The 24,084-nt window shown below is 61.5% G+C and carries 23 protein-coding genes and 1 other RNA gene; 13 read left to right on the top strand and 11 right to left on the bottom strand.

Annotated elements, in window-relative coordinates:
- Positions 1-7: 7 nt before the first annotated feature.
- From gcvH to AC2CGQ_RS13930, 6 genes are all read right to left on the bottom strand, one after another.
- The gene (gcvH, locus tag AC2CGQ_RS13905; protein ID WP_004931633.1) at positions 8-394 is read right to left on the bottom strand and encodes a glycine cleavage system protein GcvH; all 387 of its coding nucleotides are present in this window, start codon (positions 392-394) and stop codon (positions 8-10) included.
- A 46-nt stretch (positions 395-440) separates the two neighbouring features.
- Positions 441-1,538, bottom strand: coding sequence for a glycine cleavage system aminomethyltransferase GcvT (gene gcvT, locus AC2CGQ_RS13910; protein WP_004931631.1), 1,098 nt, complete (start codon positions 1,536-1,538; stop codon positions 441-443).
- A gap of 506 nt (positions 1,539-2,044) precedes the next feature.
- On the bottom strand, positions 2,045-3,247 hold the full coding sequence (gene ubiI / locus AC2CGQ_RS13915; protein WP_004931629.1) for an FAD-dependent 2-octaprenylphenol hydroxylase: 1,203 nt from the start codon (positions 3,245-3,247) through the stop codon (positions 2,045-2,047).
- Between the two features lie 81 nt (positions 3,248-3,328).
- Positions 3,329-4,507, bottom strand: a complete 1,179-nt coding sequence (gene ubiH / locus AC2CGQ_RS13920) for a 2-octaprenyl-6-methoxyphenyl hydroxylase (RefSeq protein ID WP_242141794.1) — start codon at positions 4,505-4,507, stop codon at positions 3,329-3,331.
- 1 nt (position 4,508) lies between these two features.
- Complete coding sequence (pepP, locus tag AC2CGQ_RS13925; RefSeq protein ID WP_004931624.1) at positions 4,509-5,825, bottom strand: Xaa-Pro aminopeptidase; 1,317 nt, start codon at positions 5,823-5,825, stop codon at positions 4,509-4,511.
- A 55-nt stretch (positions 5,826-5,880) separates the two neighbouring features.
- Positions 5,881-6,459 carry a YecA/YgfB family protein gene (locus tag AC2CGQ_RS13930; RefSeq protein ID WP_004931622.1) on the bottom strand — a complete coding sequence of 193 codons (579 nt, stop codon included), beginning with the start codon at positions 6,457-6,459 and terminating at the stop codon, positions 5,881-5,883.
- A 319-nt stretch (positions 6,460-6,778) separates the two neighbouring features.
- On the opposite strand from AC2CGQ_RS13930, the gene zapA reads away from it, so the two are divergent.
- The 3 genes from zapA to AC2CGQ_RS13945 all read left to right on the top strand — a co-directional run bounded on the left by zapA (position 6,779) and on the right by AC2CGQ_RS13945 (position 7,992).
- Entirely contained in the window at positions 6,779-7,108 is a 330-nt protein-coding gene (zapA, locus tag AC2CGQ_RS13935) for a cell division protein ZapA (RefSeq protein WP_004931621.1), read from the top strand.
- Between the two features lie 40 nt (positions 7,109-7,148).
- A non-coding RNA gene (ssrS, locus tag AC2CGQ_RS13940) (6S RNA) lies at positions 7,149-7,331 on the top strand.
- A gap of 52 nt (positions 7,332-7,383) precedes the next feature.
- Entirely contained in the window at positions 7,384-7,992 is a 609-nt protein-coding gene (locus AC2CGQ_RS13945; RefSeq protein ID WP_015378987.1) for a 5-formyltetrahydrofolate cyclo-ligase, read from the top strand.
- A 48-nt stretch (positions 7,993-8,040) separates the two neighbouring features.
- Here AC2CGQ_RS13945 and serA read toward each other — a convergent pair whose 3' ends face one another.
- Positions 8,041-9,279, bottom strand: a complete 1,239-nt coding sequence (gene serA, locus AC2CGQ_RS13950) for a phosphoglycerate dehydrogenase (protein WP_004931617.1) — start codon at positions 9,277-9,279, stop codon at positions 8,041-8,043.
- Between the two features lie 292 nt (positions 9,280-9,571).
- Positions 9,572-10,228 carry a ribose-5-phosphate isomerase RpiA gene (gene rpiA / locus AC2CGQ_RS13955; protein WP_004931614.1) on the bottom strand — a complete coding sequence of 219 codons (657 nt, stop codon included), beginning with the start codon at positions 10,226-10,228 and terminating at the stop codon, positions 9,572-9,574.
- Positions 10,229-10,432: 204 nt separating this feature from the next.
- On the opposite strand from rpiA, the gene AC2CGQ_RS13960 reads away from it, so the two are divergent.
- Complete coding sequence (locus tag AC2CGQ_RS13960; protein ID WP_004931613.1) at positions 10,433-11,326, top strand: LysR family transcriptional regulator ArgP; 894 nt, start codon at positions 10,433-10,435, stop codon at positions 11,324-11,326.
- Positions 11,327-11,374: 48 nt separating this feature from the next.
- Here AC2CGQ_RS13960 and AC2CGQ_RS13965 read toward each other — a convergent pair whose 3' ends face one another.
- The 3 genes from AC2CGQ_RS13965 to AC2CGQ_RS13975 all read right to left on the bottom strand — a co-directional run bounded on the left by AC2CGQ_RS13965 (position 11,375) and on the right by AC2CGQ_RS13975 (position 13,789).
- Positions 11,375-12,106, bottom strand: coding sequence for an oxidative stress defense protein (locus AC2CGQ_RS13965; protein WP_031300626.1), 732 nt, complete (start codon positions 12,104-12,106; stop codon positions 11,375-11,377).
- A gap of 121 nt (positions 12,107-12,227) precedes the next feature.
- A complete protein-coding gene (gene argO / locus AC2CGQ_RS13970) occupies positions 12,228-12,845 on the bottom strand; it encodes an arginine exporter ArgO (protein ID WP_004931603.1) in 618 nt (205 codons plus the stop codon).
- A 125-nt stretch (positions 12,846-12,970) separates the two neighbouring features.
- Positions 12,971-13,789, bottom strand: coding sequence for an IclR family transcriptional regulator (locus AC2CGQ_RS13975; protein WP_033632146.1), 819 nt, complete (start codon positions 13,787-13,789; stop codon positions 12,971-12,973).
- A gap of 374 nt (positions 13,790-14,163) precedes the next feature.
- Here AC2CGQ_RS13975 and AC2CGQ_RS13980 point away from each other — a divergent pair, with 374 nt between their 5' ends.
- The 9 genes from AC2CGQ_RS13980 (at position 14,164) to ulaD (ending at position 24,084) form a co-directional block, all read left to right on the top strand.
- Positions 14,164-15,717, top strand: coding sequence for a sugar ABC transporter ATP-binding protein (locus tag AC2CGQ_RS13980; protein WP_166445388.1), 1,554 nt, complete (start codon positions 14,164-14,166; stop codon positions 15,715-15,717).
- On the top strand, positions 15,710-16,795 hold the full coding sequence (locus AC2CGQ_RS13985) for an ABC transporter permease (RefSeq protein ID WP_103086245.1): 1,086 nt from the start codon (positions 15,710-15,712) through the stop codon (positions 16,793-16,795). The genes AC2CGQ_RS13980 and AC2CGQ_RS13985 overlap by 8 nt, the downstream gene beginning before the upstream one ends.
- Before the next feature lie 14 nt (positions 16,796-16,809).
- Positions 16,810-17,910, top strand: a complete 1,101-nt coding sequence (locus tag AC2CGQ_RS13990; protein ID WP_033632144.1) for an ABC transporter substrate-binding protein — start codon at positions 16,810-16,812, stop codon at positions 17,908-17,910.
- On the top strand, positions 17,907-18,782 hold the full coding sequence (locus tag AC2CGQ_RS13995) for an SMP-30/gluconolactonase/LRE family protein (RefSeq protein ID WP_414946560.1): 876 nt from the start codon (positions 17,907-17,909) through the stop codon (positions 18,780-18,782). The genes AC2CGQ_RS13990 and AC2CGQ_RS13995 overlap by 4 nt, the downstream gene beginning before the upstream one ends.
- A 256-nt stretch (positions 18,783-19,038) precedes the next feature.
- Positions 19,039-20,037 (top strand): 3-dehydro-L-gulonate 2-dehydrogenase, encoded by a 999-nt coding sequence (gene yiaK, locus AC2CGQ_RS14000; RefSeq protein WP_085337109.1) that lies wholly within the window; start codon positions 19,039-19,041, stop codon positions 20,035-20,037.
- A gap of 13 nt (positions 20,038-20,050) precedes the next feature.
- On the top strand, positions 20,051-20,521 hold the full coding sequence (locus AC2CGQ_RS14005; RefSeq protein ID WP_099982737.1) for a NanQ anomerase/TabA/YiaL family protein: 471 nt from the start codon (positions 20,051-20,053) through the stop codon (positions 20,519-20,521).
- A gap of 124 nt (positions 20,522-20,645) precedes the next feature.
- Complete coding sequence (locus tag AC2CGQ_RS14010) at positions 20,646-21,941, top strand: MFS transporter (protein WP_099982738.1); 1,296 nt, start codon at positions 20,646-20,648, stop codon at positions 21,939-21,941.
- On the top strand, positions 21,941-23,431 hold the full coding sequence (locus AC2CGQ_RS14015) for an FGGY-family carbohydrate kinase (RefSeq protein ID WP_099982739.1): 1,491 nt from the start codon (positions 21,941-21,943) through the stop codon (positions 23,429-23,431). Before AC2CGQ_RS14010 ends, AC2CGQ_RS14015 begins: the two co-directional genes overlap by 1 nt.
- A complete protein-coding gene (ulaD, locus tag AC2CGQ_RS14020) occupies positions 23,428-24,084 on the top strand; it encodes a 3-keto-L-gulonate-6-phosphate decarboxylase UlaD (RefSeq protein WP_099982740.1) in 657 nt (218 codons plus the stop codon). Before AC2CGQ_RS14015 ends, ulaD begins: the two co-directional genes overlap by 4 nt.

Consider the following 24,084-nt stretch of genomic DNA (forward strand, 5'->3'; position numbering starts at 1 on the left):
GGCACGATTACTCGTCGATCGAGGCCTGATAAGCCGCGGCGTCCAGCAGGTTCGCCAGCTCGCCTTCGTCGGAGGCTTTAATCTGGAACAGGAAGCCGTCACCGTAAGGTTCGCTGTTCACCAGCTCCGGGGAGCTTTCCAGCTCGGCGTTCACCGCCACGATTTCACCGCTGATTGGCGCGTAGATGTCCGACGCCGCCTTGACGGATTCCGCCACGGCGCAGTCTTCACCGGCGGCGACTGTGCGGCCCACTTCCGGCAGATCGACAAACACCATATCGCCCAGCAGTTCCTGCGCATGTTCGGTGATGCCTACGGTGTAAACGCCGTTACCTTCTGCGCGAACCCACTCATGAGAGGATGCGTATTTCAATTCTGTTGGCACATTGCTCATCGCCGGTTACTCCTTCGAAGAAATAAAAGAATCAATCAATAAAAAATCAATTTGTCAGCGGCTTGCCGGCGCGAACGAAACCGGGCTTGGTCACTTTGACCGGCATCTCGCGGTTGCGGATCTGCACGATGGCCTGCTCGCCGATACCCGCCGGCACGCGCGCCAGCGCGATGCTGAAGCCCAGCGTCGGGGAGAACGAACCGCTGGTGATCACGCCTTCGTGGGTTTGCCCCGCCGCGTCGGTGAAACGCACCGGCAGCTCATTACGTAATACGCCTTTTTCCGTCATGATCAAGCCGACCAGTTGCTCGGTGCCCTGCTCGCGCTGTTGTTCCAGCGCTTCGCGGCCGATGAAACGGCGATCTTCCGGCTGCCAGGCGATGGTCCAGCCCATATTGGCGGCCAGCGGCGAAACGCCTTCATCCATCTCTTGCCCGTAGAGGTTCATGCCCGCTTCCAGGCGCAGGGTGTCGCGCGCGCCCAGACCGGCCGGCTTGACGCCCGCGGCCAGCAATTTTTGCCAGAAATCCGCCGCCTGCTCTTTCGGCAGCGCGATCTCATAGCCGGCCTCGCCGGTGTAACCGGTGGTGGCGATGAACAGCTCGCCGGCCTGCACGCCGAAGAATGGCTTCATGCCTTCGACCGCGCTTTTTTGTTCCGGGGTGAACAGGGTGCCGGCGCGCTCTTTGGCCTGCGGGCCCTGCACCGCGATCAGCGCCAGATCGTCGCGCACCGTCAGCGCGACGCCATACGGCGCGGCGTGTTCTTCGATCCAGGCCAGGTCTTTGTCGCGGGTGGCGGAGTTCACCACCAGGCGGAAATAGTCTTCAGTGAGGAAATAAACGATCAGGTCGTCGATCACGCCGCCGGAAGCATTCAGCATGCCGGTGTACAGCGCTTTGCCGGGTTGGGTCAGTTTGGCGACGTCGTTCGCCAGCAGGTAGCGCAGGAACTCGCGGGTGCGAGCGCCGTGCAGATCCACGATGGTCATGTGAGACACGTCGAACATGCCGGCATCCTGACGTACCGCGTGGTGCTCATCGAGCTGCGAGCCGTAGTGCAGCGGCATCATCCAGCCGTGAAAGTCTACCATGCGCGCACCGCACGCCACGTGCTGGTCGTACAGTGGGGTTTGCTTTGCCATCTTTTCCCTCTTTCCACTCGTCGCTAGAAGTTAGGGTGCTGCCACGCAATGCGGCGGAGCCTGGCTCGCGGCCCGATCGCCATGGCGCACTGACTGCTCAACACAAATGCTGCGCCGGGACGGGCGAAAACTGCGTGCAACCGCCGTGACGCAAACGATACCTTTCCCCCGAACTTATCACCGAACGACCACATTAACCATAAGTTAAAATAGGCTCATCGCCGTTCCGGGGCGGTAAAATGCCGGGCTAGTGTGCAGAGTTTTTCACTGGAAAAATGCGCCTTAAGGCACAAAATTAACAATTAAAGCGGCAAAATGCCGAACTTATATAACAAACCTATGGCCGCACATGGGATCCGGACTTTTGATAACCGAACATGGAATTAGAAAAAGTAATGATAAAAAGCGGCTGAAATTAGATTATTTCAAATGAAGGGTTATATAAGGAAACGCGATGGCATAAAGCGAGAAGCGCGAGCCCGCTGCGGGCTCGCAGAAGGCAGGTGTCAGGCAAGCCACTCGGGCAGATCGTTCAGGCCCATCGCCTGACGCACCAGCTTAGGCTTGACGCCAGGCAGGCTGTCCGCCAGCCGCAGCCCCACGTCGCGCAGCAGCTTTTTGGCCGGGTGGTTGCCGTCGAACAGTTCGCGGAAACCCTGCATGCTGGCCAACATCACCGCCGCGCCGTGTTTGCGGCGGCGCTCATAGCGGCGCAGATAGAGGTGCTGGCCAATATCCTTGCCCTGCCGCTGCAGGCGGCGCAGTTCGGAAATCAGCTCGGCGGCGTCCATAAAGCCCAGGTTCACGCCCTGTCCGGCCAGCGGATGCACGGTATGCGCCGCATCGCCCACCAGCGCCAGGCGGTGCGCCGCGAAGCTGCGCGCATAGCGGCCGGTCAGCGGGAACGCCAGCCGTTCGCTTTCCAGGCTGCAGGCGCCCAGACGCATATCGAAGGCCATCGCCAGTTCGCGGTTGAATTGTTCCGGCTCCAGCTGCTTGAGACGCTCAGCGTCTTCCGGCGCGACCGACCAGACGATGGAGCTCAAATGCGGATCGCTGAACGGCAGGAACGCCAGAATGCCGTCGCCGTGGAAAATTTGCCGCGCCGTAGCCTGATGCGGCTCTTCGGTGCGGATGGTGGCCACCAACGCGTGGTGGCGATAGTCCCAGAAGGTCAGCGGGATATCGGCATGCTGGCGCAGCCATGACTGGGCGCCGTCGGCGCCAATCACCAACCGGGCGGTCAGCATACGGCCGTCCTCCAGCGTGATGAAGGCGTCATTCTCGCCCCACGCCACCTGCTTGAGCGCGGCCGGGGTAATCAGCGTGATGTCCGACAGGCTTTCGGCGCGCTTCCACAGCGCCTGCTGGATCACCGAATTTTCGATGATGTGGCCGAGATGGCTGAAACCGCACTCGTCGCCGCGGAAGGCGATTTTGCCGAAGCTGTCGCGATCCCACACTTCCATCGCGTTGTAGGCGCTGGCGCGCTGCTGGAGGATGTCGTCCCACACGCCGATATGCTGCAGCAAACGCTCGCTGGCGGCATTGATGGCGGAAACGCGCAGCGCAGGCTGCTCCGACGGCGGCGCCATATCCGGCTGGCGCTGCTCCAGCACCGCCACGCGCAGCCCGCTGCCCTGCAGGCCGCAGGCCAACGCCAGCCCCACCATACCGCCACCGGCGATAATCACGTCAAATGATTGCATGCTGCTCGATTTCCTTAAATAACGCGCGACGCCTTGCCACGCCGCGTTTTTGGGCGCGCCACAGGGCGCCCGATTCTGTGTCTAACGTTCCACCCAGCCCAATGTGCGCTTGGCGAAGGCGTCGCGCACCGCCGGCAAACGCGCCATCGCCATCAGCCCCAGATTGCGGCCGACCACCAGCGGGGCATAACGGTTGGCGAACAGGCGGATCAATCCGTCGGTCACGCCGATCGTCGCCTGCTGATCGTTTTGCCGCCGCTGCTGATAGCGGCTCAGCAGCGCATAACCGCCGGCGTCTTCGCCGCTGTTCATCGCTTCCGCCAGCGTTTCCGCCAGCGACATCACATCGCGCAGACCAAGGTTGAACCCCTGCCCGGCGATCGGATGCAGCGTCTGCGCCGCGTTGCCCACCAGCGCCAGCCGGTGGCTGACATGACGATCGGCGGTTAGCAGGCCAAGTGGATAACTGTGCCGCTTACCGGCCTTGAGGATGCGCCCCAGCCGCCAGCCGAAGGCCTGTTGCAGCTCGGCGATAAAACGCGCGTCGTCCCAGGCATCCACCCGGGCGCGATCTTCGCGCGCATGGCACCACACCAGCGAACTGCGCCCCTGTGACATCGGCAACAGCGCCAGCGGCCCATAACGGGTAAAGCGCTCGAAAGCTCGCCCCTGCGGATCTTCCGCCGTGGTGACGTTGGCGATGGTGGCGAACTGCGGATAGTCCTCCTGCCGCCACTGCACGTTGCAGGCCTGCGCCAGCGCCGAACGCGAGCCGTCGGCCGCCACCAGCAGCTGCCCGCGCAGACGCTGGCCGTTGTCCAGCAGCACTTCCGCCCGCTCCGCGGTGCGAATCACGTCCACCACCCGCGCGGGGCAGTGCAGCGTGACGCCCGGCGCCTTCGCCAGCAGCGCGAACAGCCGCTGCCCGGCGTCGTGCAGTTCGATCACCTGGCCGAGCGCATCGACCTGATAATCCTGCGCCTGCAGATTAACGAAACCGGCGTGACCGCGATCGCTGACGTGCACCTGAGTGATCGGCGTGGCGCAGTCGCGCAGCGCCGGCCAAACGCCGATGCGCGCCAGCTGTTGGCAGGTGCCCTGCGCCAAAGCGATGGCGCGGGCGTCAAAGCCAGGATGGCTGCGGTCGTCCGGCCGGGTCGCCTCGACCAAATCCACCGCCATTTTTCCCTGAGTAAGCGACGAAATGGCCAGCGCCAACGTCGCGCCCGCCATCCCGCCGCCAACGATAATAACGCTCATGCTACGACCTTGCCGCCGCCATCAAGGCCTCGATGGCATCGGCGTCTTTCACCACGGTGGCGGTCAGGTTTTCATTGCCGTCGGCGGTGATCACGATGTCGTCCTCGATGCGGATGCCGATGCCGCGGTATTCCTCCGGCACGTCCGCATCCGGCGCGATATACAGCCCCGGCTCCACGGTCAGCACCATGCCCGGCTCCAGCAGCCGATCGCGGCTCGGCGTGCCGTAGTGGCCAACGTCGTGCACGTCGAGACCCAACCAGTGGCTCAACCCGTGCATAAAGAACTGACGGTGAGCCTGCTCGGCGATCAATTGATCGACTTCACCTTTCAATACGCCCAGCTCCACCAGCCCGACCACCATGATGCGCACCACTTCGTCGTTGACTTCGCGGATGCTGGTGCCGGGCTTAAACAGCTCCAGCGCACGCTGCAGCGACGCCAGCACGATATCGTACACCGCGCGCTGCGGCCGGCTGAACTTGCCGTTGACCGGGAAGGTGCGGGTGATGTCGCCGGCATACCCCTGGAACTCGCAGCCCGCGTCGATCAGCACCAGATCGCCGTCGCGCATCTGGCTCTCGTTCTCGGTGTAGTGCAGGATGCAGCCGTTTTCGCCGCTGCCGACAATGGTGTTGTAAGACGGGTAGCGAGCGCCGAGGCGGGTGAACTCATGATGAATTTCCGCTTCCAGCTGATATTCGAACATGCCCGGGCGGCATTTTTCCATCGCGCGGGTATGCGCCAACGCGCTGATCTCACCGGCGCGGCGCATCACCGCCAGCTCTTCCGGCGATTTGAACAGGCGCATGTCGTGCAGCCACGGCCGCCAGTCGGTCACGGTGGCAGGCGCCTGCAGATTCTGGCGGAACCCCTTGCGCAGCTTGTCCAACGCGCCGAACAGGATCTGATCGGCATAGGCGTATTCGCCCTGCGCGTGGTAGACCGCATCCAGGCCGTTGAGCAGCAGGTGCAGTTGGTCATTGATTTCATCGAACGGCAGCGCGCGATCCACGCCCAGCTTTGCCGGTGCGGCGTCTTGCCCCAGGCGGCGGCCAAACCAGATTTCCGCCGTCAAATCGCGCACCCGGTTGAACAACACGCTGTGGTTGTGCGTTTCATCGCTTTTAATCAGCACCAGCACCGCTTCCGGCTCATTGAAGCCGGTCAGGTACCAAAAATCGCTGTTCTGCCGGTAGGGATAGTCTGAATCTGCACTGCGCGTCGTTTCCGGCGCAGAGAAAATAACCGCCGCGCTGGCCGGCGCCATTTTCGCCAACAGCGCCTGGCGGCGGTTGTTGAATTCCTGCTGAGTCATTACCTTCTCCTGAAATCATGCCATCCGCACCGCCGGCGGAGGGGCGATAGAACGTTTAGTGCAGCGTCGGTTTGATATTTTCCGGCGCCGTCGGTTTGTGACGGGTGAATTCGCCGTGGCACATGATGGCGGCGACCCGCACATACTCCGCCACTTCTTCCAACGACTGTTCCAATTCTTCCTGATCTTCGTCTTCGTCGTAGCCCAGTTGCGCGATGTTGCGCAGATCGTCGATCGCTTCACCGACTTCGTCTTTCACCTGAGCCAGCTTCGGCTGCATCATGCCCAGACCGAGCAGGAAGTGGTTGACCCAACCGGCCAGCGCGTCGGCGCGATCGAACACGCTGACGATCTCCCCTTCAGGCAGCATCAGTTGGAACAGGAATTCGTCATCTTCCAGCGTGTCACGCGTCGCTTCATACAGCTGCTGCAACGGTTGGCTGAGCGCCTGTGGGAAGGCGACGCCTTCGTTGGTCAGATCGTGCACCAGCGCCTGCCAGCCGGCGTCACGGCTGCCGCCACACAGCAGGCCGCTGATCAGGCCGTGCATTTCTGCCGCGGTCAACGCCACCGACTGCTGGTTGAGGGCCACGGTTAAAGATTGGTAACTTGGAAATGTATTCTGTATAGACATGCGCATTCGTCATCGTTGGCAGGATAAGTTCGTGTTATGCTACCACCAAGGTCCGTCGCTATACCAGATAAGCGCGACACCTCAGTGGCTAGTTATAATCGCGATGTGGCAGGTTTCACACTGCGCCGGCGGGTGACGAAAGTGCGGTAAATACGCATTTTGAAACCCTTTTTTGACTGGCAATGTGCGCCACAGTAGATTACAACCAGGTACTGAAAAAGGGGTTGTATCTTGGTACCGAGGTATATATAGTGGCGCCCGCTTTGACGGCCCGGCCAGGGCGGACAAGGCTGGCGCGAAATTTAGGCAGGAAGGTGGCATGTCTGCACAACCGGTAGATATTCAAATTTTTGGCCGCTCGTTAAGAGTCAATTGCCCGCCAGAACAACAAGATGCGTTGAATATGGCGGCGGACGATCTTAACCAACGGTTGCAAGATCTTAAAGTTCGCACTAGAGTCTCCAATACTGAGCAACTGGTTTTCATCGCGGCATTGAACGTCTGTCACGAACTTGCTCAAGAACGGTTGAAAACCCGTGACTACGCGTCCAATATGGAACAACGCATACGGATGCTGCAGCAGACCATTGAACAAGCGCTGCTTGAACAAGGTCGCATCTCTGAACGTCAGGATGCACAATTCGAATAACTTAAGTTGTTGAAATTAAAGTTTCGGCAACGAGTACAAAATTTCTCTGAGATGTTCGCCAGCGGGCCAGTCCCCTGAGCCGATATTTAGTACAAACAGAATGTGTTGCTCCGCGATCGGTGAGCACGCTCGGTGCGCCGAGAAGCCTTAAGATTGCGACGGCACGTTCACCTTGAACCATGGGTTCAAGGGTTACAGCCTGCGACGGCATCTCGGAGATTCCCCTTCTCAGCGGTTTATGTGTGCTGAACACCACACAGAGCAAGCCTGATACGATGCCTTTTCAACCCCAATTCGCGCAGCAGCGCCAAACCATTCGTCAACACATTCGCCAACGTCGGCGCGAGCTTACGCCGGGCCAGCAACGCTTTGCCGCAGAAAAGATAGCCGAACGCCTCGTCACGCATGAACGCATTCAGACGGCGCACAGCATCGCGGTGTTTTTGTCGTTTGACGGCGAACTCGATACCGGGCCGCTTATCGAACGGCTGTGGACGCTCGGCAAACGGGTTTACCTGCCGGTGCTGCATCCGTTCAGCCCGGGCCACCTGCTGTTCCTGCGCTATGCGCCGGAAACGCCGCTGGTGCGCAATCGCTTCAATATTCTCGAACCGCGCCTCGATGTGCGCAAGGTGTTGCCGCTGGGTGAACTGGAGGTGGTGCTGACACCGCTGGTGGCGTTCGATCATACCGGGCAGCGTCTGGGCATGGGCGGCGGCTTTTACGATCGCACCCTGCAAAACTGGCGCAGCGGCGGCCCCTATCCCATCGGCCTGGCCCATGATTGCCAGCAAGTGGAGCATCTGCCGACCGAACACTGGGATATCCCGCTGCCGGAAATCCTCACCCCGCTCTGCAGCTGGGCGTGGCACGAGCCAAAATAGCAAAAGGCCGGATCGCTCCGGCCTTTTTCGTTGCGGCATGCCGCCGAATCAGAACAGCAGGCGGGCGCGGATGGTGCCGTCGATGGCCTTCATGCGCTGCAGCGCGGCGTCGGCGCGCGCGGTTTCCGCTTCGATGTCGATCACCACATAGCCGATTTCCGGCCCGGTTTGCAGATACTGTGCGGCGATGTTAACCCCCTCTTCGGCAAAGATCTGGTTAATCTGCGTCAGCACGCCCGGACGGTTTTCGTGGATGTGCAGCAGGCGGCTGGCGTTCGGGCCATGCGCCGGCAGCGACACTTCCGGGAAGTTGACGGCGGACAGAGTCGATCCGTTGTCGGAGTATTTCGCCAGCTTGCCGGCCACTTCGTCGCCGATGTTCTCCTGCGCTTCCTGAGTGGAACCGCCGATGTGCGGCGTCAGCAGCACGTTGTCGAACTCACACAGCGGCGAGTTGAACGGATCGCTGTTGGTCGCCGGCTCTTCCGGGAAGACGTCGATCGCCGCGCCCGCCAGGTGATTGCTGGCCAGCGCGTCGCACAGCGCGGGAATATCCACCACGGTGCCGCGCGAGGCGTTGATCAGAATGGCGCCCGGTTTCATCAGCGCCAGTTCTTCCGCCCCCATCATATTTTTGGTCGATGGCGTTTCCGGCACGTGCAGCGTCACCACGTCGCTCATATTGAGCAGATCGGACAGATGGCGCACCTGCTGCGCATTGCCCAGCGGCAGCTTGTTCTCGATGTCGTAGAAGAACACCTTCATGCCCAGCCCTTCGGCCAGAATGCCCAGTTGGGTGCCGATATGGCCGTAGCCGATGATGCCCAGCTTTTTGCCGCGCGCCTCATAGGAGCCCACGGCCAGTTTGTGCCACACGCCGCGGTGCGCCTTGGCGTTGGCGGCCGGAATGCCGCGCAGCATCAACAGCAGCTCGCCCAGCACCATTTCGGCCACGGATCGGGTATTGGAGAAGGGGGCGTTGAAGACCGGAATACCGCGTTTGGTCGCCGCTTTCAGATCAACCTGGTTGGTGCCGATGCAGAAGCAGCCCACCGCCACCAGTTTTTCTGCGGCGGCGAACACCTCTTCAGTCAGATGCGTACGCGATCGGATGCCGACGAAGTGTGCATCGCGGATGGATGCCTTCAAAGATTCGGTGTCTAACGCACCCTTGTGGTATTCGATGTTGGTATAACCGGCGGCACGCAAATTATCGACCGTGCTCTGATGAACCCCTTCCACCAACAGGAATTTAATCCTGTCTTTCTCCAATGATACTTTTGCCATTTACCCGACCCTATGTTCAGACTTCAGAAGCGGCTGTGACGACACAGCTCCCATCCAACATAACAAAAATAACGCGGGCGGCAATACAAACGATTGCCTGCCCGGCAGGACAAGGCGCAGCGTTGATGGCGGTTTACGGCAGAAAATGCCATAGGGAAAGTTTTCGGCAGAAGCTTTGGGGAGTCAGTTTTCACAATGTGACATAAGTCACCAAATTTGCCGTTTTTCAGAAAAGATATTTTAACCGAAGAATTATGCGGCCCGGCACCGCCGGGCCACAGACGGCAGAAGCTTATTTGACCACTTTCACGCCTTCCGGGGTGCCGACCAGCGCCACGTCCGCGCCACGGTTGGCGAACAGCCCCACGGTCACCACGCCGGCGATGCCGTTGATCTTGTTCTCCAGCGCCACGGCGTCGGTAATGCTCAGGTTATGCACATCGAGGATCACGTTGCCGTTGTCGGTCACCACGTTCTGGCGATACTCCGGCAGGCCGCCGAGTTTCACCAGCTCACGCGCCACGTAAGAGCGAGCCATCGGGATCACTTCCACCGGCAGCGGGAACTTGCCCAGCACGTCCACCTGCTTGCTGGCGTCGACAATGCAGATAAACTTCTTGGCAATGGCGGCAATGATCTTCTCGCGCGTCAGCGCCGCGCCGCCGCCCTTGATCATCTGCATATGGCCGTTGATTTCGTCCGCGCCGTCCACGTAAATATCGAGCGAGTCCACTTCGTTGCTGTCGAACACGTGGATGCCGAGGCTTTTCAGCTTGGCGGTGGAGGCATCGGAGCTGGACACCGCGCCTTCGATCTGGTGCTTGATGGAACCCAGCGCGTCAATAAAGTGGGCGGCGGTAGAGCCGGTGCCGACCCCGACGATGGTGCCCGGCGTCACGTATTCCAGCGCCGCCCAGCCCACCGCTTTTTTCAGTTCATCCTGCGTCATAATATGTCCCTTGCCTCTGTACGAAAACGTGTGCGTATTATAGGGTAAAACGCTGTTTTTCACGCCGGCAGGATCACACTTATTTACCGCAGCCCGCATTTTTACCCGCCTGGCGGCGAGCTGGGAGCGTAATTTTTCCACCTGCGCCATGCGTAAAATGTGGCATAGTGCCGGTATCATTCTAATTTAAGGGATATCTTTCCGATGAAACGCCCAGACTATCGTACGCTGCAAGCGCTGGACGCGGTGATCCGTGAGCGCGGCTTCGAGCGCGCCGCGCAAAAACTCTGTATCACGCAATCGGCGGTATCCCAACGCATCAAACAGCTGGAAAACCTGTTCGGCCAACCGCTGCTGGTTCGTACCGTGCCGCCGCGCCCGACCGAACAGGGGCAAAAGCTGCTGGCGCTGCTGCATCAGGTGGAGCTGCTGGAAGAAGAGTGGCTGGGCAACGACACCGGCGTCGATACGCCGCTGCTGCTGTCGTTGGCGGTCAACGCCGACAGTCTGGCGACCTGGCTGCTGCCGGCGCTGAAGCCGGTGCTGGCGGACTCCCCGATTCGCCTGAATCTGCAGGTGGAAGATGAAACCCGCACCCAGGAGCGGCTGCGCCGCGGTGAAGTGGTGGGCGCGGTGAGTATTCAGCCGCAGCCGCTGCCGAGCTGCCTGGTGGATCGGCTGGGGGCGCTGGACTACCTGTTTGTGGCCTCCAGCGGCTTCGCCGAGCGCTATTTCCCGAACGGCGTCACCCGTTCCGCACTGCTGAAAGCGCCGGCGGTGGCCTTCGACCATCTCGACGACATGCACCAGGCATTCCTGCAGCAGAACTTCGATCTGTCGCCGGGCAGCGTGCCCTGCCACATCGTGAACTCATCGGAAGCCTTCGTGCAGCTGGCGCGTCAGGGCACCACCTGCTGTATGATCCCGCATCTGCAGATCGAAAAGGAGCTGGCATCCGGTGAACTGATCGATCTGACGCCGGGGCTGTACCAGCGCCGCATGCTGTACTGGCACCGCTTCGCGCCGGAGAGCCGCATGATGCGTAAAGTGACCGACGCGTTGCTGGAGCACGGGCATCAGGTATTGCGCCAGGATTAAAACGAAAAAAGGTTCGCCGCGGCGAACCTTTTCTTCAATACCACACCCTTACTGCGCGGCGTTACGCTGCAGCTCAAACACCACATCCACCTGATCGTCGAAGTGAATGCTTTGCTGTTCATAGGTTTGCGCCGCGTCGTTTTCCGCCGCCGCGCCGGCCGCCTTATACATCCGCGCCACCGGCATCGGCTGGTAGTTGGCGACCCGGTAGCGAATGCTGTACACCGGCCCCAGCTTGGCGTGGAAGCCTTTGGCCAGGGATTCGGCCTGCTGAGTCGCGTTCTCGATCGCTTTTTGCCGCGCCTGCTCGCGATACACGTCCGGCTTGGCGACGCCCAACTCCACCGCGCGGATCTCGTTCAGGCCGGATTTCAGCGCGCCGTCCAGCAGCTCGTTCAGTTTGTCCAACTGGCGCAGGGTGACCTGCACCTGGCGCACCGCCCGGTAGCCCTTCAGCACCGACTCGCCGGTTTTCAGGTAGTCGTATTCCGGCTGGGTGCGCAGGTTGGCGGCGCTGATGTCTTTCTTCTCGATGTTGTTTTTCTGCAGGAAATCAAAGTACTGCGCCACGCGCTCGTCTACCTGCTTCTTCGCCTGGGCGGCGTCTTTGGAGGAAACGCTTACCTCGATCGCCAGGGTGGCGATATCCGGCGTGGCGTCCACGCTGGCGGTGCCGGAGGTGACGACGTGCGGCCCTTCAGGCAATTCAGCCGCCTGCAGCGCCATCGGTAACGTCCCTAATCCGACCATTGCGGCCATAGCCAATGCTTTTAGCTTCACAGTGTCTCCTTAATGACAGGCTGTCTCTGATCGCCGGCTTTTCCCTGCGAGAACCGCCGGATTCCTGGCATCAAACGTAGCATATCGCACGGCGTTTTGAATTCGGATTAGTGACAAATTCTTATAAATTTGCCCCCTGCCAGGCCAGCTGCAGCGCGATGCCCCACATCACCAACCCGACCAGCGCATTGATGATGCGCTGCGCCCGCTGCGTATTCAGCCACGGCGCCAGCCAGGAGGCCAGCAGCGCCAGGCCGAAGAACCACACCGCCGACGCGCTGACCGCGCCAAGCGCGAACCAGGAACGCACGTCCGCCGTCAGCTGTCCGCCCAGGCTGCCGAGCACCACGAAAGTGTCCAGATAGACGTGCGGATTCAGCCAGGTGACCGCCAGCATGGTGACCACGATGCGCCAGCGGCTCTGCGCCAGCTCCTGCGCCGCGGCCTGCGCCGGTTGCGGGCTGAAGGCGGAACGGAACGCGCCCCAGCCGTACCAAAGCAGAAACGCCACACCGCCCCAGGTGACTAGCGCCAACAGCAGCGGCGAGCGGGTCAGCAACGCGCTGCCGCCGAAAATACCGGCGCAGATCAGCACGATATCGCTCAGTGCGCACAATGAGGCGATCATCAAATGGTACTGACGGCGTATGCCCTGATTCATCACGAATACGTTCTGCGGGCCCAGCGGCAGGATCATGGCGGCGCTCAGGGCAAAACCCTGCAGGAAGACGGCTAACATGGGAAATTCCTCGAATGATAAAAGGCGCCGGACGTGGGCGCGTATCGGTTAACACGCGCATCATACGAGGAAGCGATCATTAGGTGAAATTGATGTTTCTAATCCAGTATCAGAAGCACTAATACTCAAATCGGCGTGACGAACCCCAGCTCCTGCGAGATGCGTTGCGCGGTGGCCAGCACCGGTTTGATCAGGCTTTTGACGCCGATCTGCTGCAGCTTGGCGGTCGGCAGAGAAACTGACACCGCATAAGGCACGCGCTGTTGAATATCGAACACCGGTGCCGCCACGCAGGAGACCCCCAGCTCGTTTTCCTCGCGATCCATCGCCAAGCCGCGCTGGCGAATATCGGCCAGTTCCTCATACATCTTCGGCAGCTCGGTAATGGTATTGCGCGTCAGCGTCTGAATCTCCTGCTGGTGAGTCTGCCAGTAGTGAGCCGGATAATCGTCGTTGCCGTAGGCCATGAAGATTTTACCCATCGCCGAACAGTACAGCGGCATATGCTGGCCGATATAGGCGCGAGTGCGCATCATGCCGGTGGTCGGCTCCAGCTTGTAGATCAGGATGACGTGGTCGTCTTCGCGGCTGGAGAAGTTGACCGTCTCCCCCACTTCCAGGTTCAGCTGCTCCAAATGCGGCGCAGCCACGTGGATGATGTTGAGTGACGACAGCGCCTTCTGGCCGATGGAAATGAACTTGGTGGTCAGGCGGTAACTGCCCGGCGACGGCGCCTGGGTCACATAGCCGCTGGTGTGCAACCCCTGCAGCAGACGATGCACCGTGCTCTTGTTCATGCCGGCCAGCTCAGACAGATGCGCCAGTGGGCACCCGTTGGGAAAATTGCTCAGGATCTCAATCAACTGCAAACCGCGGAACAGGCTTTGGCTGCCCAGCGGTTTGTCTTTCTTGTCATCTTTCTCGTCGACGGCTTTCAGGCTCATAGCGAAAATCTCTCCAGTGTCGAACCGCCAACCGGCGCTGCGGCGAAGTCAGCAGGCTCTTTGCCGGGCATGTTACCCCAAGGCCCGCATCAGGTGAAGACGGAACGCCGTTTCATTGTCCGCAGCGGGCCAAAAATCCGCAATATTTCCCCCGCATTGAAGTGAGCCATCGGTCACACTTCCGCAAAGTAAAAAATAACCCATTGTTTAATAACAGTAATTAAAACCTCATCGCCTTTGATTTAGCGCAACGAACGTCATATTATTTTTGAAATTGAATTTCGCATGTTGAAATTTAAAGGCCAGATAACCACCAGCGGTTTAGCTGATTTGCCCGGCATCTTCGCACGGGCGCAACACCAGGGGCGCATCACATGACTATCGATAATGCGGCACAACCCATCCTTACCCTCAGCCACATCGTCAAACGATTTGGCGGCAACGTGGCGGTCAACGACGTCAGCCTGCAGGTGATGCCGGGCGAGGTTCTGGCGCTGCTGGGCGAAAACGGCGCCGGCAAATCGACTCTGATCAAAGTGCTGGCGGGCGTCTACCCGCGTGACGGCGGCGATATTCGCTTTCAGGGCGCAAGCATCGCCTCCGCCGCCGCGATAAAAAGCGCCAGCCGCCAGCCGATCGCCTTTATTCATCAGGATCTCGGCCTGATCGAATGGATGACGGTGGCGGAAAACATGGCGCTGGTGATGGGGTTTCCCCGCCGCTTTGGGTTGATCGACTGGCGCGCCATTCGCCGCCGGGCGGCGCAGGCGCTGCAAGACGTCGGCATCGCGCTCGATCCCGATGCGCGCGTCTTCGAACTGTCTCGCACCGAAAAATCGCTGCTGGCGATCGCCCGCGCGGTGGCGGTCAACGCCGAGCTGCTGGTGCTGGATGAACCGACCGCCTCCCTGCCCGCCAACGACGTGCGTCATCTGTTCGCCGTGATCAACCGGCTGCGCGCCAAAAAGGTCGGCATGATTTATGTCACCCACCGTCTGGACGAAGTGATCGAAATCGCCGATCAGGTCTGCGTGATGCGCGACGGGCGCTATGTCGCCGGCGGCCGCACCGCCGACTACTCGCTGCGCGATCTGGTGCAAACCATCGTCGGCGAAGCGATGGCGGACGATCAGCGCGAACCGCTGCCGGAGCATCGTCCGCCGGTGCTGCAGCTCGATAGCGTCACGGTGGGCGACATCGGCCCGGTGAGCTTCGAGTTGCAGCCGGGCGAGATGCTGGCGTTGGCCGGCCTGCGCGGGGCCGGGCAAGAAGAGATTGGCCGGCTGCTGTTCGGGTTGCGTCAGGCCGACGGCGGCGCGATTCAGTTTCGCGATCGGCCCTATCTGGCGAGCTCCCCGCAGCAGGCGATGGCCTGCGGCGTTTCACTGGTGGCGGGCGATCGCACCGGTGAAAGCCTGGTGATGTCGATGAGCGTGCGTGAAAACCTGTTTATCAACCCCTGCGCCAGCGGCCACCGGCTGCTCTCCCGCTACGGGCGGCGAGCGGAGATCGGCGCCAGTTGGTGGAAGGTGCAGCTGTTCGACGTACGCCCCAAGGACGTCAATATCGATATCAGCGCGCTGTCCGGCGGCAACCAGCAAAAGGTGGTGATGGCGCGCTGGATGCACCTGGGGGCGCCGCTGCTGATCCTGGAAGATCCCACCGCCGGCGTGGACGTCGGCGCACGAGCGGAAATCTACCACCTGTTGAATAAATCCCTGGCGGAAGGCGTGGCGGTGCTGGTGATCTCCAACGATTTCGAGGAGATCGCCCATATTTGCAACCGCGCGCTGGTATTCAACCGCGGGAAAGTGGTCGGCGAATTGAAAAATCAACAGGTGTCATTCGCCAATTTATTGGAGCTGGCCTCCGCCAGCACCGGGGAAAGCGTCGCAATCACGTCAGAATCCGAGGTAGGCCATGTCTAAAACATCCGTTAAATCAACCGCGCTGGAGCAGCGCGTCAGCCTGGCGCAGGACGGCGCCGGCCCGTGGCTGATGCAGGTTCTCACCCGCTATGGCCTGCTGCTGCTGTGCATCGCGCTGGTCGTGCTGTTCTCACTGCTCACCCCCTCCTTCGCATCGATGCTGACGCTGCAGGCGATCCTGTCGAGCAAGGCCAAAATCGCCCTGTTGGCGCTGGCGGCGACCATCCCGATGATCGTGGGCAAGATCGATCTTAACGTCGGCTTCGGCATTGTGCTGTGGCACATCCTGGCGATCACGCTGCAGGTGGAATACGGCTTCTCCTGGCAGATGGCGGTGCTGACGGTGCTGGCGATTTCGGCGCTGTACGGGTTGCTGAACGGCATTCTGGTGGCGCTGGCCGATATCGACAGCTTCGTCGCCACCCTCGGCTCCGGCACCGTACTGTACGCCATTGCCCTGTGGCACTCCGGCGGGCGGCAGATCGTCGGCGACTTGCCGGATGCCTTTATCGCGCTGCACCACACCGAGATCGCCGGCATTCCGATCGTGGCGTTTTACGTGCTGATCGTCGCGGTGGTGCTCTGGCTCATCACCGAACATACCCCGCTCGGCCGCTGCATGTATGCGGTGGGCGGCAACCCGGCGGCGGCGCGTCTGAACGGCATCTCGGTCAATCGCTTTACCATCGGCGCCTTCATCGCCTCCAGCGTGCTCACCGGTTTCAGCGGCGTATTGATCGCCGCCGAACAGGGCGTCGGCCAGGCCAGCGTCGGCATGGACTATCTGCTGCCGGCGCTGGTCGGCGCCTTCCTCGGCAGCACCACCATTCGCCCAGGGCGCGTCAACGTCTGGGGCACCGTGGTCGGCATCGCCATTCTGGCAATCGGCATCGCCGGCATTCAGCAGTTCGGCGGCGAATTCTGGGTCGAGCCGCTGTTCAACGGCGCGACGCTGTTGCTGTCGATCACCCTGGCCGGCTATGCCCAACGCCGTCGGCTGCTCAATCAGAAAGCGGTACAACGCAGCCAGGCGACGCCGGCTGACAACAACAACAATCAGACAGCGACCCACCCTTAAACCAGGAGCACACCATGAAACGCATTTGGCTGTTACCGGGGTTCACGACCTTGCTGCTCGCCGCATCGCCGGCCTGGGCCGACGCCTATCTCGATCAGGCCACCGCCGCCGTCGCGAAGGCCACCGCCAGCGCCACCCAGTGGGACGGCCCCACCAGCGGCCCGCAGCTGCAGGCCAACAAGAAGATCATTTTTATCGCCTCCGACATGAAGAACGGCGGCGTGCAAGGGGTGCAACAGGGGTTGAGCGAAGCGGCGAAAGCCGCCGGCTGGAGGCTGGAAACGCTCGACGGCGGCGGCTCGGTGAAAGATCAGCTGGCATCGCTCAATCAGGCCATCGCCCAGAAACCGGACGGCATTGTGATCGGCGGCTGGAACCCTAACGTCGCCAAGATCCCGCTGAAAAAGGCCGTACAGCAGGGCATCGTGCTGACCGCCTGGCACGCGGTGCCGGAACCGGGCCCCATCGCCAAATACAACGTGTTCTATAACGTCACGTCGGATTCCAACGAAGTGGCGCGCATCGCCGCGCAATACGCGGTGGTGCAGTCCGGCGGCAAGGCGAGCGTCTTGATCTTCACCGACTCGCTGTACCAAATCGCGTTGGACAAGGCCAACGTCATGAAAGAAGAGATCGCCAAATGCAGCGGCTGCACGCTGCTGGAATTCATCGACACGCCGCTGGCCGATACCGCCAACCGCATGCCGGCGATGACCTTCAGCCTGCTGCAGAAGTACGGCGACAAATTCCAATATGCGCTGGCGATCAACGATCTGTACTTCGACTTTATGGCCCCGGCGCTGAAGACCGCCGGCAAAGGCGGCAAGAACGCGCCTTACAACGTGTCGGCCGGCGACGGTTCGATCTCCGCTTACCAACGTATCCGGTCAGGCGACAGCCAGTCGGCGACGGTGCCGGAGCCCTTGAAGCTGCACGGTTGGCAACTGCTGGACGAATTCAACCGCGCCTTCGCCAAGCAGCCGCCTTCCGGCTACGTTACGCCGGCGCACCTGGTGACACGCGACAATATCGCCGCCGACGGCGGCGCCAATAACCTGTATGACCCGCAAAATGATTATCAGGGCCATTACAAAGCGATCTGGGGCGTGAAGTGAACGGCGGCATTCGGCATTCATTGCGCACGCACGCTCAGCTCGAGCGCTTGTGCTCACCGGCGATTTGGGCCGAAGGGCCGGTCTGGCTGCCGCAGGAGGATGCGGTGGTGTTCAGCGACGTGAAAGGCAATCGCATGTTCCGCTGGTCGCGCCGGGGTGAGCTGAGCCTATACCGCTCGCCGTCGCACTACGCCAACGGCAATGCGCGCGACGGCGAGGGGCGCGTGGTCAGCTGCGAACACGGGCGGCGCGGCATCAGCCGCACCGAAAGCGATGGCGAAGTGCGCCTGTTGATCGACCGCGTCGACGGTAAGCGCTTTAACTCGCCGAACGACGTGGCGGTGCGTTCCGACGGCACCCTGTGGTTCACCGATCCGCCCTACGGCATCATCGGCGACGAGGAGGGTTACAAATCGGAAAGCCAGGTGATCGGCTGTTACCTCTACAGCTTCGATCCGCGCGACGGTTCGCTAACTATTGCCGCCTGCGACCTGCAGCGCCCGAACGGCCTGGCGTTTTCACCGGATGAAAAGTGGCTGTATGTGGCGGACATGTCGATCGTGGATTTCCCGACGCTGGGCCGCCGCGAGCTGCGCGTCTATGCGGTCAACGGCCGCGAGCTGGAAGCCGGCCGCCATTTCGCGACGGTGGAGCCCGGTTTCCCGGACGGGTTCTGCGTCGATCGGGCCGGCAATCTGTTTTGTAGCTGCGCCGACGGCGTGCTGGTCTTTGATCCAGAGGGGCGACAGATCGACAAAATCAGCGTGCCGGAACGCGTCTCCAATTGTACCTTCGGCGGCCCGAACGGTGATGAGCTCTATATCACCGCCACCACCTCGCTCTACCGCATGGTGCTGAACACCCGCGGTTAGCCGGGGTCTTGCAAGACGCAGGGTGGGTTTCGATCCGCCCTGCTTTGCCACGTCTGAAGCACGCCATCTCCACCAAAATGTGGCGGCGATCACAAAATCACCACTCAATTTTAACGTCATGTTTTTCATGAATAATTTTACTCCCCCTTGCTTTGACTTCCCTGAACCGCCGGGATAGCATTTATTTGAAATGCAATTTCGCATATTGAAATTTGGCGAACCAAAAACAGACGATTCGCACAGGCGGAGAACCGGCATGAGAGTGAGTTACAGCGAGTTAAAACAGCAATTCAAACGCGTGCTGCTGGCGCGCGGCGTGGCGGAACATCTCGCCGACGACTGCGCCGGCATGTTCGCCGACACCACCGCCAGCGGCGTTTACTCCCACGGCGTTAACCGCTTTCCGCGCTTTATTCAGCAGTTGGACGCCGGCGATATCGTGCCGGACGCCGAACCCAGCAAACTGTTGTCTCTGGGGGCGATCGAGCAATGGGATGCGCACCAGGGCATCGGCAACCTTACCGCCCGCCGCATGATGGATCGCGCCATGCAGTTGGCCGACGATCATGGCATCGGCCTGGTGGCGCTGCGCAACGCCAACCACTGGATGCGCGGCGGCGGTTACGGCTGGCAGGCGGCGGAGAAAGGCTATATCGGCATTTGCTGGACCAACTCGATCGCCGTGATGCCGCCGTGGGGCGCCAAAACGTGCCGTATCGGCACCAACCCTTTGATCGTCGCCGTGCCCGGCAACCCGATCACCATGGTGGACATGTCGATGTCGATGTTTTCCTACGGCGCGCTGGAGCTGAACCGGCTGGCGGGCAAAACCCTGCCGGTGGACGGCGGCTTCGACAACGACGGCCGCCTGACCCGCGATCCGGCCATCATCGAAGAGAATCGGCGCATTCTGCCGATGGGGTATTGGAAGGGATCGGCGCTGTCGATCGTGCTGGACATGATCGCCACCCTGCTGTCCGGCGGCGCCTCGGTGGCGGAAGTGACGGAGGATCACCGCGACGAGTACGGCGTCTCGCAGGTGTTCATCGCGATTGAGATCGACCGGTTGATCGACGGCGACAGCCGCGATCAAAAACTGCAGCGCATCATGGATTACGTCACCAGCGCCGAACGGGACAACCCCGACGTCGCCATTCGCCTGCCGGGCCACAAGTTCCCGCGCATTCTGGCAGAAAACCTGCGCGACGGCATTCCGGTCGACGAACGAGTCTGGGCGCGCATTCAGGCGCTGTAACGGGAGGAGCATCATGATATTCGGCCACATCGCCAACACCGCGCCCGAGCAGTACCCGACGCCGGTCGCCAACGCCGTCGCCTATTTGCAGCGCACCGATTTCAGCGTCTTGCCCGCAGGGCGCTATGAAGATCCCGCCACCGGCTACGTGGTGCAAGTGCTGGATCTGCATACCCAACCACCGGATGCGCTGCGCCCGGAAGTCCACCGGCAAAACGTCGACGTGCAGTTTCTGGTCAGCGGCACCGAACTTATCGGCGTAGCGGCGGACAATGGCGACAACATCGTTCATCAGGAGCTGCTGGCGCAGCGCGACATCCTGTTTTATCAGGACGTGGCCGACGAATCCTGGCTCACGATGCGGCCCGGCAACTTCGCGGTATTTTTCCCACAGGACGTGCATCGCCCGGCCTGCATTAACCAACGCCCCAGCGCGATACGCAAGGTGGTGGTGAAAATACCGCTGGCGTCGTTTAGCGCCTGATAGCCGCCACACCCGTAACGATAACAACACCGGTCCATGGGCCTGTGCGGGCGCCCCTGCGCCCAAATCAAGCAAAACAATAACGCCCGACCCTACAAAAAAGCGAACATCGAAAGAGGTCCTTATGAATACAGCCTCCGTTTCCATCAGCCAAAGCCAGGCGATCCCCAAGCTCCGCTGGCTGAGGATCGTGCCGCCGATCCTCATCACCTGCATCATTTCTTACATGGACCGAGTCAACATCGCCTTCGCCATGCCCGGCGGCATGGATGACGAACTCGGCATCACCGCCTCGATGGCCGGGCTGGCCGGCGGCATCTTCTTCATCGGTTACCTGTTTCTGCAGGTGCCCGGCGGCAAGCTGGCGGTATACGGCAACGGCAAGAAATTCATCGGCTGGTCACTGTTGGCCTGGGCGGTGATATCGGTGCTGACCGGGCTGGTCACCAACCAGTACCAGCTGCTGTTCCTGCGCTTCGCCCTCGGCGTTTCCGAAGGCGGCATGCTGCCGGTGGTGCTGACCATGATCAGCAACTGGTTCCCGGATAAGGAGCGTGGCCGCGCCAACGCCATCGTCATCATGTTCGTGCCGATCGCCGGCATTCTCACCGCCCCGCTGTCGGGTTGGATCATCACCGCCTGGGACTGGCGCATGCTGTTTCTGGTGGAGGGCGCTCTGTCGCTGGTCGTCATGGCGCTGTGGTACTTCACCATCAGCAACCGGCCCCAGGAGGCCAAATGGATCTCGCAGGCGGAAAAAGAGTATCTGGTAAAAACCCTGCACGACGAACAGCTGCTGATCAAAGGAAAAACGGTGCGCAACGCCTCGCTGCGCCGGGTGCTGGGCGACCGGATCATGTGGCAGCTGATCCTGGTGAATTTTTTCTACCAGACCGGTATCTACGGCTACACCCTGTGGCTGCCGACCATTTTGAAAGGGCTGACCCACGGCGATATGGAACAAGTGGGCCTGCTGGCTATCTTGCCCTATATCGGCGCCATCTTCGGCATGCTGATCATCTCCACCCTCTCCGATCGCACCGGTAAGCGCAAAGTCTTCGTCGCCCTGCCGCTGGCCTGCTTTGCCGCCTGCATGGCGCTGTCGGTGCTGCTGAAGGATCACGTCTGGTGGTCTTACGCTGCGCTGGTCGGCTGCGGCGTATTTATTCAGGCGGCGGCCGGGGTGTTCTGGACCATCCCGCCCAAATTGTTCAACGCCGAAGTGGCCGGCGGCGCGCGCGGCGTGATCAATGCGCTGGGCAACCTCGGCGGCTTTTGCGGCCCGTATATGGTCGGCGTCCTGATCAGCCTGTTCAACAAGGATGTCGGTGTCTACAGCCTGGCTGCCTCGTTGGCGATCGCCTCCGTGCTGGCGTTGATGCTGCCCAATAAATGCGACCACAGTACGAGGAGCGAATGATGGAATATTGGCTGGGGCTCGACTGCGGCGGCACCTTCATCAAGGCGGGTTTATACGACCGCAGGGGCCATGAACACGGCGTTGCGCGGCGTAATCTGGCGATCGTCGCGCCACAGCCTGGCTGGGCCGAGCGCGATATGGCATCGCTGTGGCACACCGCCGCCGAGGTGATCCGTGAAGTGCTGTCCGCCAGCGGCGTCGTCGCCGGCGCCATCCAGGCCATCGGCATCTCGGCGCAGGGCAAGGGCGCGTTTCTGCTGGATAAACAGGGGCAGCCGCTGGGCAACGCCATGCTTTCTTCCGATCAGCGCGCGCTGGCGCTGGTGCAGGAATGGCAACGGCAGGGCGTGCCGCAAGCGCTGTATCCGCAAACGCGCCAAACGCTGTGGACTGGGCACCCGGTCTCGCTGCTGCGCTGGCTGAAGCGGCATCAGCCGGAACGTTACGCCCGCATCGGCAGCGTGCTGATGGCGCACGACTACCTGCGCTATTGCCTGACCGGCGAGCTGGCCTGCGAAGAAACCAATATCTCCGAATCCAACCTGTATCAGATGCGCAGCGGACGCTATGACCCGGCGCTGGCGCAGCTGCTGGGCATCGGCGACATCATGCCCGCCCTTCCGACGATTGTCGGTTCGGCCGATATCGCCGGGCGCGTCGCGGCAAACGCCGCGGCCATTACCGGCCTGCAAATCGGCACCCCGGTAGTCGGCGGGTTGTTCGACGTGGTGTCCACCGCGTTGTGCGCCGGCCTGCAGGACGAAACCCGGCTCAACGCGGTGATGGGGACCTGGTCGGTCACCAGCGGCATCACCGACGCCATCGTCGAGGGTTTCGATCATCCCTTTGTCTATGGCCGCCACGCCGAAAACGGCCAATACATCGTACACGAAGCCAGCCCCACTTCCGCCGCCAACCTGGAATGGTTCTGTCACCAATGGGGACTGCAGGACTACGACCAGCTTAACCGCTGGGTCGCCGCCCTGCCGAAAGCCGCCGGCGATCTGCTGTTCGCCCCTTTCCTGTATGGCTCCAACGCCGGCCTGGGGCTGAGCGCCAGCTTCTACGGCCTGCAGGCCTTCCACCAACGCGAGCACCTGGTGCAGGCGATCTACGAAGGCGTGGTGTTCTGCCACATGACGCACCTTAACCGCATGCGCCGGCGTTTCCCTGAGGCGCAGGCGCTGCGCGTGACCGGCGGCCCCGCCAAATCCCTCCCCTGGATGCAAATGTTCGCCGACGTCAGCGGCCTGCCGGTTGAGCTGCCGCAGGTGGAAGAAACCGGCTGTCTGGGCGCGGCGATGGCGGCCATGGTCGGCAGCGGCGTCTTCAGTGATTTCACCGCCGCCCAGCGCCGGCTGGCGCCGCGTATCGAGCGGCTGCTGCCAGATGCGGCCGCCGCCGAAGCTTACAACCACAAATACCAACGTTATCAGGCGCTGATTGCTGCATTGCAACATCTGCAGCCCGCCAACAAGGAGGCTCCATGAGCACGAAACCGCGCCTGCAGCTGGCGCTCGATCAAACCCGTTTGGATACGGCGCTGCGCACCGCCGAGACCCTCAGCCCCCATGTGGACATCATCGAGGCCGGTACCATTTTGTGCATCAGCGCCGGCATTCAGGCGGTTAGCGCGCTGCGCGAGCGCTGTCCGCAGCACACGCTGGTGGCCGATCTCAAGGTGGCCGACGCCGGTGCGACGCTGGCCGAGCAGGCCTTCGGCCAGGGCGCGGACTGGATGACCGTGATCTGCGCCGCGCCGTTGGCCACCATGGCCAGCGCGCGGGAGGTCGCCGAGCGTCACGGCGGCGAAATCCAGATCGAACTGTTCGGCCGCTGGACATTGGAGGATGCGCGGCAATGGCACGGCCTTGGCATTCGCCAGGCGATCTATCACCGCGGCCGCGACGCGCAGGCCAGCGGGCAAACCTGGGGCCGACAGGATCTGGATCGGATGAAGGCGCTGTCCGATCTGGGCATCGAGCTGTCGGTGACCGGCGGCATCACGCCCGCCGACCTGCCGCTGTTTAAAGAGATCGCCGTCACCGCCTTTATCGCCGGCCGCGCGCTGGCCGAGGCCGGCGATCCGCCGGCGGCCGCCAGGCAGTTCCGCGCCGCCATCGATGACATCTGGAGATCATGA

This window comes from Serratia sp. DFXYC6, from assembly GCF_057196085.1.